16 protein-coding genes and 1 other annotated feature (1 of these 17 only partly in view) are annotated in these 14,976 nt (G+C 36.3%); all 16 genes read right to left on the bottom strand.

All coding sequences use genetic code 11. The annotated features are described in order from the left end of the window. Positions 1 to 147: a binding site (T-box leader), on the bottom strand (it extends 90 nt beyond the left edge of the window). 45 nt (positions 148 to 192) lie between these two features. Next, entirely contained in the window at positions 193 to 1,047 is an 855-nt protein-coding gene (gene ytxC / locus DLJ74_RS06955; RefSeq protein WP_109983924.1) for a sporulation protein YtxC, read from the bottom strand. A gap of 194 nt (positions 1,048 to 1,241) precedes the next feature. Continuing rightward, positions 1,242 to 2,177 (bottom strand): primosomal protein DnaI, encoded by a 936-nt coding sequence (gene dnaI, locus DLJ74_RS06950; protein WP_109984576.1) that lies wholly within the window; start codon positions 2,175 to 2,177, stop codon positions 1,242 to 1,244. Positions 2,178 to 2,187: 10 nt separating this feature from the next. Next, positions 2,188 to 3,576 (bottom strand): replication initiation and membrane attachment family protein, encoded by a 1,389-nt coding sequence (locus DLJ74_RS06945; protein WP_054861432.1) that lies wholly within the window; start codon positions 3,574 to 3,576, stop codon positions 2,188 to 2,190. A gap of 63 nt (positions 3,577 to 3,639) precedes the next feature. After that, on the bottom strand, positions 3,640 to 4,104 hold the full coding sequence (gene nrdR, locus DLJ74_RS06940; RefSeq protein ID WP_054788263.1) for a transcriptional regulator NrdR: 465 nt from the start codon (positions 4,102 to 4,104) through the stop codon (positions 3,640 to 3,642). 42 nt (positions 4,105 to 4,146) lie between these two features. Continuing rightward, positions 4,147 to 4,536 carry a hypothetical protein gene (locus DLJ74_RS06935; protein WP_054861431.1) on the bottom strand — a complete coding sequence of 130 codons (390 nt, stop codon included), beginning with the start codon at positions 4,534 to 4,536 and terminating at the stop codon, positions 4,147 to 4,149. Positions 4,537 to 4,688: 152 nt separating this feature from the next. Then, the gene (gene speD, locus DLJ74_RS06930) at positions 4,689 to 5,063 is read right to left on the bottom strand and encodes an adenosylmethionine decarboxylase (RefSeq protein WP_109983923.1); all 375 of its coding nucleotides are present in this window, start codon (positions 5,061 to 5,063) and stop codon (positions 4,689 to 4,691) included. Between the two features lie 280 nt (positions 5,064 to 5,343). Next, entirely contained in the window at positions 5,344 to 5,943 is a 600-nt protein-coding gene (gene coaE / locus DLJ74_RS06925; RefSeq protein WP_109983922.1) for a dephospho-CoA kinase, read from the bottom strand. A gap of 16 nt (positions 5,944 to 5,959) precedes the next feature. After that, positions 5,960 to 6,787 carry a DNA-formamidopyrimidine glycosylase gene (mutM, locus tag DLJ74_RS06920; protein WP_109983921.1) on the bottom strand — a complete coding sequence of 276 codons (828 nt, stop codon included), beginning with the start codon at positions 6,785 to 6,787 and terminating at the stop codon, positions 5,960 to 5,962. Positions 6,788 to 6,805: 18 nt separating this feature from the next. Then, complete coding sequence (polA, locus tag DLJ74_RS06915; RefSeq protein ID WP_109983920.1) at positions 6,806 to 9,445, bottom strand: DNA polymerase I; 2,640 nt, start codon at positions 9,443 to 9,445, stop codon at positions 6,806 to 6,808. Positions 9,446 to 9,547: 102 nt separating this feature from the next. Beyond that, a complete protein-coding gene (locus DLJ74_RS20395; protein WP_425454571.1) occupies positions 9,548 to 9,718 on the bottom strand; it encodes a hypothetical protein in 171 nt (56 codons plus the stop codon). Further along, positions 9,703 to 10,278 carry a histidine phosphatase family protein gene (locus DLJ74_RS06910; protein WP_181397455.1) on the bottom strand — a complete coding sequence of 192 codons (576 nt, stop codon included), beginning with the start codon at positions 10,276 to 10,278 and terminating at the stop codon, positions 9,703 to 9,705. The genes DLJ74_RS20395 and DLJ74_RS06910 overlap by 16 nt, the downstream gene beginning before the upstream one ends. A gap of 92 nt (positions 10,279 to 10,370) precedes the next feature. Beyond that, positions 10,371 to 11,300 (bottom strand): protease modulator HflC, encoded by a 930-nt coding sequence (gene hflC, locus DLJ74_RS06905; protein WP_109983919.1) that lies wholly within the window; start codon positions 11,298 to 11,300, stop codon positions 10,371 to 10,373. After that, entirely contained in the window at positions 11,287 to 12,282 is a 996-nt protein-coding gene (gene hflK, locus DLJ74_RS06900; protein WP_054788258.1) for an FtsH protease activity modulator HflK, read from the bottom strand. Before hflK ends, hflC begins: the two co-directional genes overlap by 14 nt. A 113-nt stretch (positions 12,283 to 12,395) precedes the next feature. Next, positions 12,396 to 13,775, bottom strand: a complete 1,380-nt coding sequence (gene pnpS, locus DLJ74_RS06895; protein WP_109983918.1) for a two-component system histidine kinase PnpS — start codon at positions 13,773 to 13,775, stop codon at positions 12,396 to 12,398. Next, positions 13,775 to 14,470 carry a response regulator transcription factor gene (locus DLJ74_RS06890; protein ID WP_109983917.1) on the bottom strand — a complete coding sequence of 232 codons (696 nt, stop codon included), beginning with the start codon at positions 14,468 to 14,470 and terminating at the stop codon, positions 13,775 to 13,777. The genes pnpS and DLJ74_RS06890 overlap by 1 nt, the downstream gene beginning before the upstream one ends. Positions 14,471 to 14,716: 246 nt before the next feature. Next, positions 14,717 to 14,976, bottom strand: a 260-nt coding sequence (locus DLJ74_RS20630; RefSeq protein ID WP_219987221.1) for a hypothetical protein, incomplete at its 5' end; no start/stop codon positions are given.

The raw sequence follows: 14,976 nt of genomic DNA, 5'->3' as shown, positions 1-14,976 counted from the left end.
CGCTACTTATTACTAAACATTCCCGTATGTTCATAAGTAGAGTTCAGAGGTGGTAATAATAAGTGGTCCTACAGAAAGCTTTCAGCCAAGACTCTCCTCTCTAACAGTAAGCCATACCTACTATCATGTCCTCATCAAAACAATTACATTTTTACTATATGCGGTTTATTATAACGACTGTTGCGAAAAAAATCAAGATTCTTTTTCTTCTGCATCAAAAAATGGAAATGCATCAGAAGGAAATAGTGAACATTTTTCTTGAAATATGTTTAGAATAGTATTGATTTGGGCGTCATTTGGGTCCTCCGTGTAAAGAAAAAGATGCTTTGGCGCAAGCATGAGTAATGGGGAAATATTCCATTCATTCTCCTGCATTCCAAAAATAAATAGCGGGAAATGATTCATCAGTTCCTCCAGCATTTCTTTAGTTAGACACGTACCATCCTCTCGATAAAATTGATATTGTTCTCCGGCCAATACAAAAATAACATCCTCTTCTGCTTGTTTACGATGTACGAACTCTCGAATAGAGTTAATAAAGGATTGGTATTCTTCTTCCCGCTTAAATTCATCAATGGCTAGTCCTACAATTTCGGTAAGCTGTTCTAGATAATGATGTAAGCGAAAATGAACAATCGAATCAAATCGGATAACGTCTGGTTCCAAATGCAACAAAAAAATAGCCATTAATATATCTCGTAATTCATGCTGGTGAATCTTGTCCTCATAAATATCTTCATCCTTCTCAAGCAATGAATGGGCAATACTCGTAATTCGTTCTATTTCCTCCTTGTTGGAAAAATGATATTTTTTTTCTAAAATGGTACGTATTTGAGGAATTTCACGACACGTAATATACACATTGCTTAACAGCTTAGCTAATGTTTTCTTCTTGATGTCCATATCAACTGATTCGACCTGTAAAATGAATATACTATTTCTATTTCCCCTACGTCGAATGGCTTTTAATTGTGTTTCTGTTTCTTCTCTAGCAAGCTGATAAAATACATCCGCTTCTTGCTCTTGTTCAAAATATACTTCTAACAATTCTCATCACCCTCATCACCATCAAACTGATATATTATATGGGTGAAAAACAAAAAAAATAACCTCAAGTCTTTTTAACTTTGTACGTTAGGAGTATAAAATGGATGCAAGGAGTAAACGAAGAAGTGTAAATTTTGAAGTCCAAAGGAGAAAAAAGCTAACGCATCCGCTGTACAAGCGAATGCGCCTAAAAGTTATCCATTATCACGAAACCGTTGATGAAGTTCTATTGGTTTACTAAGCTGTTTAATTCTTTCGATAATTCTTCCTGCTTTTATTGTCTCTACATCTCCACGATTTGATGTAGCTAAATGTGCTTCTAATTGATCTAAATCATAGTTCGAAGTGAAAAATACTGGCAATTCCTCCATCATCCGATATTGTAAAATGGCACCTAACACTTCATCCCTAAACCAAGGTGAAATCGATTCTGCACCAATATCATCAAACATTAAAACATCCACCTTTTTAAAATGCTCGATTTTAGATTGTAAGGAATCATTTTGGATCGATGCTTTCATTTCTCGTACAAATTCTGGCATATAGATCATCGCCGTATTGATTCTTTTTTTCTTTAATTCATTCGACAAAACCCCTAGAATGAAAGATTTCCCTGTACCAAATGGCCCGTATATATATAAACCCTTTCTAAAGGAGTCTTGGGAATAATGCTTGACGAATTCTATGATTTCCTTTCCTATATCTTTTCTTTCATAACTGGTTGTATCAAGTTGCGCTAATGTCGCTTCCTTTATCTGCTTTGGCATATAAAGGCTTTGCACTAAGGATTCCTTTTCTTTTTGAAGTTCATCCTGTATTTTATACGAACATTTCTCATAACGAATAGAAATATCTTGATCATTTAATTCTAAATGTGGTGTATAGCCTTTGATAATATTCTTACAGCCTGCTAAGTTGGGGCAATCTTTACAATCTTTTGAGGCTTCCTTATATTCATACAGCTTTATTAAATGACGGTCAATATCTGATTCTTCCAATTCCAAATGGTCGCTTAACAGTGCTTGAATCCCCTCGTCCTGTAGCACCTGTGCTTTAATATCCCGGAAGGTAGTTTGGAATTCCTTATTTGACTTCATCCATTTTTTTAATGAGGATTGAATTGGTTCCATCATATCATCCCTAATCTTCATTTGCATGTTGTTGTAAATATTCTGCTAGGAGTGCATCTGCCTCCTGTGCTTTCCGTTCTCTATCAAGCTCTGATTCTTTTGGTTGCTTGCTTTTTTCCTTTTTTGCAGATTCCTTCTGCTTTTTATACCAATCTGGCACAATGTCCTTCTTGTTCGATGTATAATGATATCTTTTGTTCGAAGTATTGGTCGTCCATTGCTGATATTTTTTATTTTCTGATTTTGCTAATGTCATGGCTTGTCTAACGGTTTTTACATTTTTACGCGCCCAATGACTTGCAATTCTCTCCAAATAATTCCTTGATAGCTTCATATCTGTTTTCAGCATAACATAATGGACTAGTACGTTCATAACGCCTGCCGTTAAACCTTGCTGTGTCATAATTTCACTTATAAGCTTTAGATCCTGGGTAGATGCAGCGGCACCATCCGATAGGTCCTCCAGCAATTGCTTTGGTGAAATATGCTCCAACCGTTCCACTAGAAGCTCTTCTTTTGATTTCGGTTGAGCGGATGTTTCAGGTATGGGACTAATCTTCTGTTTATATTCTGTTACCTTTAAGGATATTTTGCTTCCATTCGCATTAACTAAGTCAAGACATGCTGCTTGGAATTCTGCTCTATTTAATCGATTCTGATCATTCATTGCCCATAATAAAGCTTTTTCTATCTCATGATTGGTCAAATCATACATTGCTACCATTTGGTTGATCAATTTTTTATTCTCTGCCGTCAAAATTTTATTCACTGGTAGCATTCTCTGTTCTAATATTTGTGTTATCCATTCAAAATCAACGACCGTGTTGATAGGAATTTCTGACACTTCATCATCATATTTGTGTATGAGCTCCGCATCCATGTCCTTATCCCTCAATTGAAAAACATCCTCAAATTTTGCCGTCGTTTCGAGTGAGGATGGAGATTGTTTTGCTTCTTTTTTTAAGAAAGCTGATTTCACAAGCTTAAACTTTTCACTACCTAGTTGATGATATAATAAGTGGCTTAAAAAATCATTTTGAAAAAAAGCTGTACTGGATAAAGGAGGATGTAACAAATATCGGTAAGTTTTTTGTTCATCTTGATTGCTTTCAAATGTCTGCAATAAACCGATCGCTTCAAGCTTTCTTCTCGCACGGTAAATTCTATCCAGAGGTAAACCGAGATAATTCATCAGCACATGATGTGTCTGATAATCGGATCGATCGATTTGCAAAGTAGACTCCGAATATAGTGTTTGATATAGAGAAAGGGCATCAATCCCAATTAATGGTTGATACAAGTGTGTTAGGGAGCTTGTAAAAGAAAGCTGTACATCACGAGATAAATCGACTATATATAATTCTGATGGTAATATTTTTCCTAAGTCGCCTAGACTCATATACATAGCCCCTTTATTGCTGATAAAATAATTCTATTAGATCATCATGATCCAAATCTCTTCTTAATGATTGTTATCTGTTCTTATTAAATCTTTTAATTCTTCTAAGAACACACTGATATCCTTAAATTGTCGATAAACAGATGCAAAACGAACATAGGCAACCTCATCTACATCTACTAATCGATCCATAACCATTTCGCCAATTTCATTACTTTCCACTTCGGAAGTTCCTCGATTTCTTAATTCCTTCTCAATCTCCACAGCAATATTCTCGATTTTCTCAAGAGCAACTGGTCTCTTCTCACAAGCGCGAATCAAGCCTCGCATTAGCTTATCTCGACTGTACTCTTCTCTCGTTCCTTCCTTTTTAACGACAATGAGTGGAACTTCCTCAATTCGTTCAAAGGTGGTAAAGCGAAAGCTACAAGATTCGCATTCTCTTCTTCTACGTATCGATCGTCCATCTTCAATTGGCCGTGAGTCTAATACTTTTGTGCTTTTATATTGACAATGTGGACATCGCAATTTGAATCATCCCTTGTTTTTTCGATTCTTCATCGTAACACATTATTCCTTTGTTCCGATATAGTCAAGTTCTTTTTTTATTATATCATAAAGCTTTGGAATTAGCTTATGACTATAGCCAAAATCAAATGGAATCGCAGACTCTGTTGTTGCAGAGATATCAATTGCAGTTCGATATGGCTTAACCATAATAATAGTCATAATGATAAAGACTTTTCTTCCTTTTCTATAATTAAAACTAATTTCGCCATGATCTTTTGAAACAGCTACTACTTCAAATTCTTTTCTACTTTTAAACAATGGAACTAGTTTATCAAAAGCTTTATCCTTTGTTGTTTTAAAATAATGAGTTTGAAGCGCTGGGTCCCAATGCTTATCTCTTGTTTCAGAGTGGTTGTTAAAATTCTTGTTTATTACGTCACGAAATGCCATATTCTCCTCACACCTTACTATGTATTTATATTTATTTTATTTTAACACGTTTTCATGAAGAAAACGATTAAATCGAATAAATTAGAAAAGTATGTCGGAGAATATAAGCAATGAACGATAAAACCCTTACGAAATGTAAGGGTTTCTCCATATTATGCTTTCATTTGTTTAAGTTTCACAGTTCCCATACCACGTGGGACTTCTAATTTTTCTACTGTTTTCGCTTCAAGCTTTTCCTCAATGAACTTTACTGCGATATGTGGATCAATAATATCTCCACACGTATAGACATCAATACTTGCATATCCATGCTCAGGAAAACTATGAATCGTTAAATGGGATTCTGAAATAATTACTACACCACTCACCCCAAATGGAGCGAATTTGTGAAAAGCGACTTCCCTTATTTCTGCTCCTGCCTTTAATGCCGCATTAACAAAAGTCTTCTCTAAACGGTCTAAATCATTTAAAATGTCAAGGTTACAATTCCATAACTCTGCAATAACATGTCTTCCCATTGTATCCAATGTCTTACTCCCCCTTTGCTAATTCTTTTGAAATCCATGCATGAATAACCACGGGGGAAAGTTAGTCCAAAGAGGTCCTAACCCTTTAAGCATTCATCAATAAGGATTTAGCCAAAAGATCTTTTTACATTTCCTCTCCTCAAAAGTTCACTTCATCTTCGTTAGAGATTTCTAAGTAAAAAGATATGCCAAAAAGATTATATATGCTTTCCGCCTATTTTACAAGCTATTTTTAGGACGAATTTTTCCATCTGTCAGAACGGTTATTTATGCCCTATCTCTAATTAAAAATTCTCCATTTTTGCATGAGTTTCTCTAACTGTTGTTCGGTCTGTTCTAGAGAACCGCTATTGTCGATAACCGCATCTGCAAGTCTTTTTTTCTTTACTGGATCCATTTGAGCATTCATTCGCTCCTTTGCTTCTGCTTCTGTTAAATGATTACGATTCATCAACCTTTTTAATTGTTGCTTTTCTTCGGTAAAGACGACGATGGTTCGATCAACTAAATGTGTTAGATTATTTTCGAACAGAAGCGGAATATCTAAAACGATAACCTTTTCCCCTCTGGAAAGATGTGCCTGTTTTTCTTCTTCCATTCTTCTTCTGACTGCGGGGTGAACGATATTATTTAATTTTTCCCGCAAAGAGGAATCATGAAAAATAAGCTGTCCGAGTTTTTTTCGATTAATGGTCTGATCATCCAGTAAAATATCCCGACCAAATGTCTCGACAATTTGATCATAAGAAGTCTCTCCTGGCTCTACCACTTGTCTTGCAATAATATCTGCATCAATAATTGGAATCTGATACGATTCTTTTAACATGTTGCTTACCGTTGACTTCCCACTAGCAATATTACCTGTTAAGCCAATAATCATTCATCTCCACCACCATTTATAGCTGTTGACAGGTTGGACAAAAGTGCGTGCCTCTACCATTCACCTTCATTTTTACAATCTTGTCATGACATTTCCGACAGGCTTTGTCTGTTTGACCATATACATGTAATTGCTGTTGGAACATGCCGATTTGCCCCTGACTGTTCACATAGGAACGAATCGTTGTTCCACCTTGCTTAATTGCTTCCTGTAAGGTAAGCACTGCTGATTGATAAATGGTTTCTATTTCGCTTAAGGTTAGGCTATTACCTTTACGTAATGGATGAATACCTGCGAGAAAAAGTGTCTCATCCACGTAAATATTACCAAGTCCTGCGATTACTGTTTGATCTAATAAGATGTTTTTAATGACACGTTCGCTTTTTTGAATTTTTTGGGCAAAAAGTGTAAAAGAAAAATGTTCTTCTAATGGATCCATTGCCAATTGAATTAGAGGCTTTTCATCAAGTTCTGCACCTTTTTCAAATAAATGCATCGTGCCAAATTTTCGAACATCCCGATATCTAAGCTCTGTTCCATCCACAAAATGGAAGGTGATATGAGTATGTTCGGCAATCTCTTCTCCCTTTTGAAACACGCCATATTTCCCTTCCATTCTTAAATGGGAAACTAACACAAGATCTGTTAAATCGAACAAAAGGAACTTCCCTTTTCTTCGTATTTCCTCTATTGTTTGTCCCACTAATAGCTGCTTGAATTCTTCCATATCATCTGGTTTTTGAATAATTTTTGGCCATTTTATATCGACAGACTCCATTTCCTTGCCAATGACCAATTGTCTTAATGTTTGTCTTATTGTTTCCACTTCTGGTAGCTCTGGCATTTCTGAACTTCTCCTAACTTATTTTGCATCATACCATGTATCACCATGGGATACATCTACTTTTAATGGTACACTTAATTCGATCGCATTTTCCATTACTTCTGCTACAAGGTCTGATATCTTATCCACTTCTTCTTCTGGCACTTCTAAAATCAATTCATCGTGAACTTGTAATAGAAGTCGTGCTTTTACCTCTGCTTCTTTTAATCTACGGTCAAGTTCAATCATTGCTAATTTGATAATATCAGCAGCACTTCCTTGAATCGGTGTATTCATCGCCGTTCGCTCAGCAAAGCTCCTAACATTAAAGTTACGACTAGTAATGTCTGGAAGATAACGCCTTCGGTTCATAATCGTTGTAACGAACCCATCCTGCTTTGCTTTGGCAACGATATCCTTCATATAATCTCTAACAGATGGATAGCTTTCCAAGTAGCGTTCAATAAATTTCTTAGCTTCTTTTCTAGTAATACCAAGACTCTGGGATAAACCGTAATCACTAATTCCATATACAATACCAAAGTTAACCGCCTTTGCTTGACGCCTCATATTGGATGTAACATCTTTTTCCGAAACATGAAAAACATCCATTGCTGTTTGAGTATGAATATCCTTATCCTGTTGGAAGGCTGCTTGTAATTTCTCATCTTCTGCAATATGCGCGAGGACACGCAGTTCGATTTGAGAATAATCCGCTGCAAGCATTTTCCAGCCTGCTTTTGACGGAATAAAGGCTTGTCTAATTTTTCTACCTTCTTCGATTCGAATCGGGATATTCTGTAAATTGGGATCAATAGAGCTTAAGCGTCCTGTCTGAGTTAATGCTTGATTAAATCGAGTATGGATTTTTTCATCCTGTTTAAATACTTCCCGTAGTAATCCTGCAATGTACGTGGAGTCTAATTTCTTCAGTTGACGATATAATAGAATCTTCTCAATTATCGGATGCTTTCCTTGTAGCTGCTCGAGAACGTCCGCAGAAGTAGAATAACCCGTTTTCGTTTTCTTGATAGCCGGAAGCTCTAATTTTTCAAACAGAATGGGACCGAGCTGCTTTGGTGAATTAAGATTAAACTTTTCACCAGCTAATTCATAAACCTCTTCTTCTAATACTTTCAGTCTTTCGGTCAACTCTTTTCCCATCTCAACTAGTCGACTACTATCAACCTTTACTCCTCTTGCTTCCATTTCCCCTAAAACGAGTGCTAAGGGGAGCTCTAATTCATAGAGTAAATCTAGCTGTTTATTCCCCTCTAGCTCATCTTCCATTTGTTTCTTTAATTCATAGATCATCGTTGTTTTTCTAACAATGTGCTCTATCCATTTATCTTCCTCATCAGGAAGTCCCTTTTTTGCACCTTTTCCATAAACCTCATCATCGAATTGGATAGCGGTTTTGCCAAAGCGATGACTAATAGCAGGAATGTCATGATTATTCTCAGATGGATTAATCAGATAAGAAGCTAGTAGTAAATCAAAGGAAATTCCTTCTATACCAATTTCGAATCGGTTCAGGAGTACCGTAATTTTTTTGGCATCAAATACATATTTTTTCTTCGAGCTATCCTCTGCCCATCTCTTAAACGCTGTAGATTCTTTGAATACATCGATGGGAATAAAGAATTTACCTTTTTCATTAACAAGTGATGCACCAATCATCTGCTCCCGATGATAATTTTCTTCCAGGATCTCTATATCAAATGCAGCAACACCTGTAAAAAGATCCTCAGAAATACTTTCGATTTTTTCAAAATCTATTGCTTCAAGCGTTGTACTTTCGACATCCGCTTCCTCATCACCAGAGATTCTCCCCATTAAGGAAGAAAAGCCTAATTCACCAAATAAATTCCGTAGATTTGTTGCATCATAACCATCATATAACGTATCCTTTACGGAAATTTCGATTGGAGAAGACTGATTGATCGTTGCTAGGTCCTTGCTCATAAAGGCATCATCTTTATGATTTGTTAAATTTTCCTTTAACTTCTTCCCAGATACCTCATCAAGATGATCATATAAGTTTTCGAGAGTCTGGTATTCCTTTAACAGCTTGACGGCCGTTTTCTGCCCCACTCCAGGGACCCCTGGTATATTATCAGATTTATCTCCCATCAAAGCCTTCAAATCAATGACCTGATCTGGGCTAATTTCCATATCTTCCTTTAATGTATCTGGAGTATAATTCATCACATCACTAATTCCTTTTTTCGTTACACTTACATCGATCTTTTCGGAGACTAGTTGAAGTAAATCTTTATCACCAGAAATTACTTTAACGTTCCAGCCGTCTTGCTTTGCTTGCTTTGAAATAGTTCCAATGATATCATCTGCTTCAAAGTTCTCAAGCTGGTAGTGCTTAATTTGAAAGGCATCTAAAAGTTCTCTTAATAACGGGAATTGTTCACTTAATTCTGGTGGTGTCTTTTGCCGTCCACCTTTATATTCCTTATAGGTTTCATGACGAAAAGTTGTTTTACCAGCATCAAAGGCAACCAATACATGACTTGGCTTTTCCTCTTCTAATATTCTAAGTAGCATTGTAGTAAAACCATAGACAGCATTCGTATACACTCCCTTATCATTGTTCAATAAAGGTAAAGCAAAAAAAGCTCTGTAAGCAATACTGTTTCCATCAATCAGAATTAATTTATTCGACATTTGCACAAAAACTCCTTTATCTATGCCCGAATGGCATATACGTATAATCTTATCCACTATTTTACCACTATTTGAACACAATATCATTTTTATTCTTCTTTATTAGAATGAGGATTTTATAGGAATGACCCTTGCTTGACAAGCCTTTTCATAAAACTCAATTGGCCCAGCCTGACCGATGATCGCATACTCATAACCAGCCTCTTTCATTTCCTTTAAACAATAGTGAAGCAAAGCCTCCAAATCTTTGTTCACAGTCATCCGTGCTGCCATAGCCTTTGGATTCTTACCAAATTATTTTGGAAAAAACTTAATTCATAAATGTCTGGCTTAGAAGTACGATGCCAAAAATCGAAGCCGAATTTTTCGTCAAAATAATTCATCATAATTGTCATAATATTTCCATGGGTACCTATTACCACTGTTTTGCCTTGATGATCCTTCAGTAACTGGTGAATAACAGGGATTGCTCTACTCTGCGCCTCCGCTGTGGATTCCCCACCTTCTAGGCAGAAGTTCTTATCTACAAATGATTGCTGAATAGCTTTGACTAACTCTCTCTCCTCCAGTTTATAATTTAGCCCTTTAATTGGTCTTTCTCTTAATTCCTCGTACTCGGTGATCGAAAGCCCTTTCCATTCTGCTAAGGGCTGAACCGTTTGTACTGATCTCGTATAAGGACTTGAAACAATAGAAATATTTTTGTGTTCTGCTAAAATTTCTTTCACTTTATTCGCCGCTTCTTTCCCTTTAGCAGATAATTCTCTTGATCTTTCTTTACCGAATATGTATGGAGACTCGGCATGCCTAACCATAATTAGTGTTGTCTTCAATTTTTCTCACCACTTTTATATTATAGTGTTTTGCTCCATAAAAGCAGAATAGAGATACAAAAAATTTTCTTTGTATCTCTATTCAAGCATTACTATTCCATATAACCCATCAGTAAATCAGCATAAGGAGAGCCCTGTGGAATGATAATGGTCGTTTCACCATCTATTGTTTTCTTATAGGATTCAAGTGTACGGTATAATTGATAGAATTCTTCATCCTTTGAAAAGGATTGATTATATATTTTCGCTGCCTCTTCTTCCCCTTCTGCACGAATTTGCTCTGCTTGGGCATTTGCTTTGGACAGCATCTCCGTTACATCTCGATCAGCCTCTGCCATGATTCTGTTCTTTTCGGCCTCACCCTGTGACAAATATTGTTGTGCTTGGGACTCACGCTCGGAAATCATACGATTGTAGACAGATTGCTCGTTTTCTTCAGGTAAATCAGAACGCTTAATGCGGACGTCATCCACCTGAATACCATAATTATCTCTTTCTAAGAGCTCATTTACACGATCTGTCACCCGTTGGTTTAAATCCCCTCTTGTACTACCTTCTTCATTAATAATCTGATCATAATTTAGCGTACCTAGCTCCGAACGAATGATAGAAAAAATGAACTCTGACATTCTCGCTTCTGCTCCTATCTCAGTACGAGCATTGGCAATCATTGCCTCAGGATCCGTTATTTCCCAAATGGCATAATTGTCAATAATCATCCGCTTTTTATCTAAAGTATTAATTTCTCTTTCTATGACATCATAAACAAGCTTTTTATTTGGAAGTGTCGTAATAGATTGAAGTAAAGGAATCCGAAAATTTAATCCAGGTTCACTCTCAATCCTCACTACTTCACCAAATTGGCGAACCACCTTATATTCTCCTTCCTTCACTACAAACATACTGCTGATTAAAATGATTAGGAGAATGACGATAAGTAAAAGCGTGATACCTATTTTAATATACCGCTTAATCTCTTTTGGTGACATTTTCTTCATCTCATATACATTATTGTTCGTCATTTGTAGACTCCTCCTCACTGTTTTGTTCAGAATCATTAGGAGACTCATCAGTAGCAGGTGGAATGGTGGCAGTGTTACCGTTTTGGCCTAAAGGTAAGTATTTAATCGTATTCCCATCATCATTCATAATATAAATATTAGCATCTGGCAAGACTTCCTCTAAAGTCTCTAACACAAGTCGTTGTCTTGTTACTTGTGGGTTGCTTTCATAGGCTTGATATAATGCATCAAAAGCAGCTACATTCCCTCGTGCTGTTTCAATTCTTTGAATCTTGTCACCCTCTGCCCTCGTAATAACGGCATCTTTTTCCCCTAAAGCTTCTTCATATTTCTCATTACGATATTTGTCTGCTTCATTCTTCTTTGTATTCATCGTTTCTCTTGCATCCGTAACTTTCATGAATGCTTGACGGACATCCTCATTAGGTAAATCCACCTCTTGAAGCTTGACGTCTTGTATTGCAATCCCAACATCATAATCCTCCATTAAGGATACTAATAAGTCCAAAACCTCATTCTCGATTTTTGCTTTTCCGTCTGTCAATGCTTCATCAATAGTGGATGACCCGATAATACTTCTTAATGAAGCAGAGGTAGCATTATACAAAATTTGTTCTGGATCGTTCGAATGAAATAAATACTTATTCGGCTCTACAATTTTCCATTGCACAACTAGATCTGCTTGGAGAATATTCTCATCTCCTGTAATCATCCTTACGATATCCGCATTTTCCGCTTTTTCCTCATCATAACCAAAATTTAGACTAAATGTCTCCTTTGATAATGTTTCCACCGTTTGAATGGGCCAAGGTAATTTAAAATGTAGTCCTGGTTCTGTCGTCCCTTCATCGGCCTCTCCAAATGTAACCACAACCGCTTGTTCGGATTCATCCACTGTGTACCAGCTTGTTAAACCTATGACACCGAGTAAAATTACAGCAACAACAATGCCAACCCAGCTATAGATTTGTTTAAGCGTCATTTGATTTCCCCCTTTTATGTATGTTCTTCCATCTTCCCTTACTACAACTACGAATATGTAGGAAAAAGGTTTCATTAAAATGACAAAAGTGGTAAGAAAATTAATACATTTTCTTACCACTTTTTAGGTAGCTTTACTATAAAAGTTGATCCCTTGTTAAGCTGGCTTTCCACTTCTATCGTTCCATGATGTGCTTCTACTATGTGTTTCACAATAGCTAATCCTAATCCTGTCCCTCCAGTATTTCGACTTCTCGCTCGATCAACCCGGTAAAATCGCTCAAATATCCTTTGTTTAGCTTCAGCTGGAATACCAATCCCATTATCTTGAACCAATAAAGCTATATTATTCTGTTGGTTTTGAATGTGTAACGAGACCTCTCCGCCTTCGGCCGTATAATTGAAAGCATTATACAATAAATTTAATACTACCTGTTGTAACCGGTCTGGGTCTCCATATATAGATAGGCCTTTTTCAATATCAGCATGAAATGCGATGCTTTTTTTATTAGCCTGTTGTTCCATTAATGTTAAGATATTAGGAATCCAATCATCGACCTTAATAATTTTCTGCGATAATTGCATCTCTTCTTTTTCCAGTCTTGATAGCTCCAACAAATCTTGTACAAGTGCTTGAATTCTAGTGCTCTCTTTTAAAATAATATCAAGAAATTGTTTTCTTAGTTTCTCCTCATCCATCGCCCCATCAAGTAAAGTCTCAGTAAACCCTCTAATCGAAGTAATCGGTGTTTTTAGCTCATGAGATACATTGGCAACAAAATCTTTTCGCATTTGTTCCACACGTTTCAAATCCGTTATGTCATGGAAAACGAGTACCGTGCCCTTTAATTCTCGAACATCATTGATAACTGGGGCTCCTACCACTTCAATATGATGCTTATCTTCCTTAATCGATAGCGTAATCGCACCAATCATCTTATCTTCATACAAGAATGTTTCTTGGACTACTTTGTGAATGCTCTTATCATCCAATACGTCATAATATAAATAGCCTATATAATTTGTGGATTGTTTACCGAACATATGTAAAAATTTACGATTTACTAAATGAACATAGCCTCTCTCGTCAATAAGCATAAGTCCACTTTCCATATTGTTAATGACAGTTTTCCACTGACTTCCTTGCATTTTTTCTTGGATTGCCATCTCTTGTAAGTTCCTAGCGAGCATATTTAGCTGATTACTCAGCTGTTGAGCTTCCCCACTCGGCTTTACATATGTGCGAACATTGTAATTACCCTTTACAAGTTCATCTGTCACATTGATGGCTGCTCGTATTGGCTTCACGTAGTTTTCATACATATGATACATTAGTATTAAGACAACTATATAGCCAATTAGCAATGAAAAGAGAACAAATAGTTGGTCATCACCAGTAGTAAAAGGAACCACAACTAATCCGATTAAAAAAAATACGGAGGTGATCATCACCATATATCGATAAAAGCTATTGGTTTTTTGCTCCTTATCCATTAAGTGGGCTCCTCCATTTTGTATCCAAGACCTCTAATTGTTTTAATATATACTGGATGCTTTGTATCAGGTTCAATTTTCTCCCGTAAATGGCTCACATGCACATCCACTATCCTCGTATCTCCTACAAAATCATAATTCCATACAGCACTTAATAGTTGATCTCTTGATAAGACTTTTCCTTTGTGCTTCGCTAAATAATGTAATAATTCAAACTCTTTACGTGTAAAACTCAATGTCTTTCCATCAATCGTCGCCTCGTATTGTTGAGGGTAAATTAATAACTCTGCAATTTTTATGTATGGTTGATCTGTCGCTGTTTCTCGTTGTTTTGTTCTGCGAAGAATTGCTTTGATACGCGCTACTACTTCTTTAGGACTAAAAGGCTTGGTTAAATAATCATCTGCTCCTAGTTCTAATCCAAGTACTTTATCAAATTCATCATCTTTAGCAGTTAACATCAGGATTGGTGTGTCTATTTGTTTTTGTCTTAACGCCTTGCACACTTCTGTTCCTTCTAATCCAGGTAACATAAGGTCAAGCACTATTAAATCAAATTCCCCAGTTGACGCCTTCTGTAGCCCCTCTGTACCATCATAGGCTACTTCTGTCTGAAATCCTGACTTTTCAATGTTATATTGTAAAAGAGTCACAATAGATTGTTCATCATCAACGATTAAAACTTTCTCTTCCATTCCAGCACCCCATCTACTATCTATATACTCCTATCATACATGGACGTACATTTAAAGTGAATAGATAAAGTCCACAAAAAGTCAAAAAATATGTAAAATTTAATTTACATTGGTTAATATTATCTTTACAATCCACTGTTATTCATTGAAAGTACGGAAACAACTATTGTTCTGGCGAGTGAGTTTAGGGTATTGCGGGTAAGCTTTGTGAAAATATTTATGATGATAATGCTTTTCTCTTTCGGTCTAGGCTGGGGAAAAGCTATCTCTTTCTTGGCTTTTTAATATATTGGACAGATTTAGTGTTAATTCTCTTAATGCTGTCCTATATATCAATATATTGGACAAGTCTAACGCTTTAAGTGCCAAATTAGATTCAGGATTTTTATTTTTGGTACTTAGACGGGGGTTAAGGGCCAAATTAGACTCAGGATTTTTATTTTTGGTACTTAGACGGGGGTTAAGTGCCAAATTAGATTCAGGATTTTTATTTTTGGTACTTAGAC

The organism is Gracilibacillus dipsosauri, from assembly GCF_003176895.1.
In the GTDB taxonomy this organism is placed as follows: Bacteria; Bacillota; Bacilli; order Bacillales; family Amphibacillaceae; genus Gracilibacillus; species Gracilibacillus dipsosauri.
The sequence above is the reverse complement of the archived record's forward strand: the minus strand, read 5'-3'. Positions and strand labels throughout refer to the sequence as shown.

Excerpts from the sequence above, each read along its gene's own strand:
- dnaI (WP_109984576.1), bottom strand. The coding sequence starts at position 2,177 with ATGGAACCAATTCAATCCTCATTAAAAAAATGGATGAAGTCAAATAAG.
- DLJ74_RS06890 (WP_109983917.1), bottom strand. The coding sequence starts at position 14,470 with ATGGAAGAGAAAGTTTTAATCGTTGATGATGAACAATCTATTGTGACT.
- polA (WP_109983920.1), bottom strand. The coding sequence starts at position 9,445 with ATGTCGAATAAATTAATTCTGATTGATGGAAACAGTATTGCTTACAGA.
- DLJ74_RS20395 (WP_425454571.1), bottom strand. The coding sequence starts at position 9,718 with ATGGCAGCACGGATGACTGTGAACAAAGATTTGGAGGCTTTGCTTCAC.
- DLJ74_RS06945 (WP_054861432.1), bottom strand. The coding sequence starts at position 3,576 with ATGAGTCTAGGCGACTTAGGAAAAATATTACCATCAGAATTATATATA.
- mutM (WP_109983921.1), bottom strand. The coding sequence starts at position 6,787 with ATGCCAGAGCTACCAGAAGTGGAAACAATAAGACAAACATTAAGACAA.
- DLJ74_RS06935 (WP_054861431.1), bottom strand. The coding sequence starts at position 4,536 with ATGGCATTTCGTGACGTAATAAACAAGAATTTTAACAACCACTCTGAA.
- pnpS (WP_109983918.1), bottom strand. The coding sequence starts at position 13,775 with ATGGATAAGGAGCAAAAAACCAATAGCTTTTATCGATATATGGTGATG.
- hflK (WP_054788258.1), bottom strand. The coding sequence starts at position 12,282 with ATGACGCTTAAACAAATCTATAGCTGGGTTGGCATTGTTGTTGCTGTA.
- hflC (WP_109983919.1), bottom strand. The coding sequence starts at position 11,300 with ATGACGAACAATAATGTATATGAGATGAAGAAAATGTCACCAAAAGAG.
- coaE (WP_109983922.1), bottom strand. The coding sequence starts at position 5,943 with ATGATTATTGGCTTAACAGGTAATATTGCTAGTGGGAAGTCAACGGTA.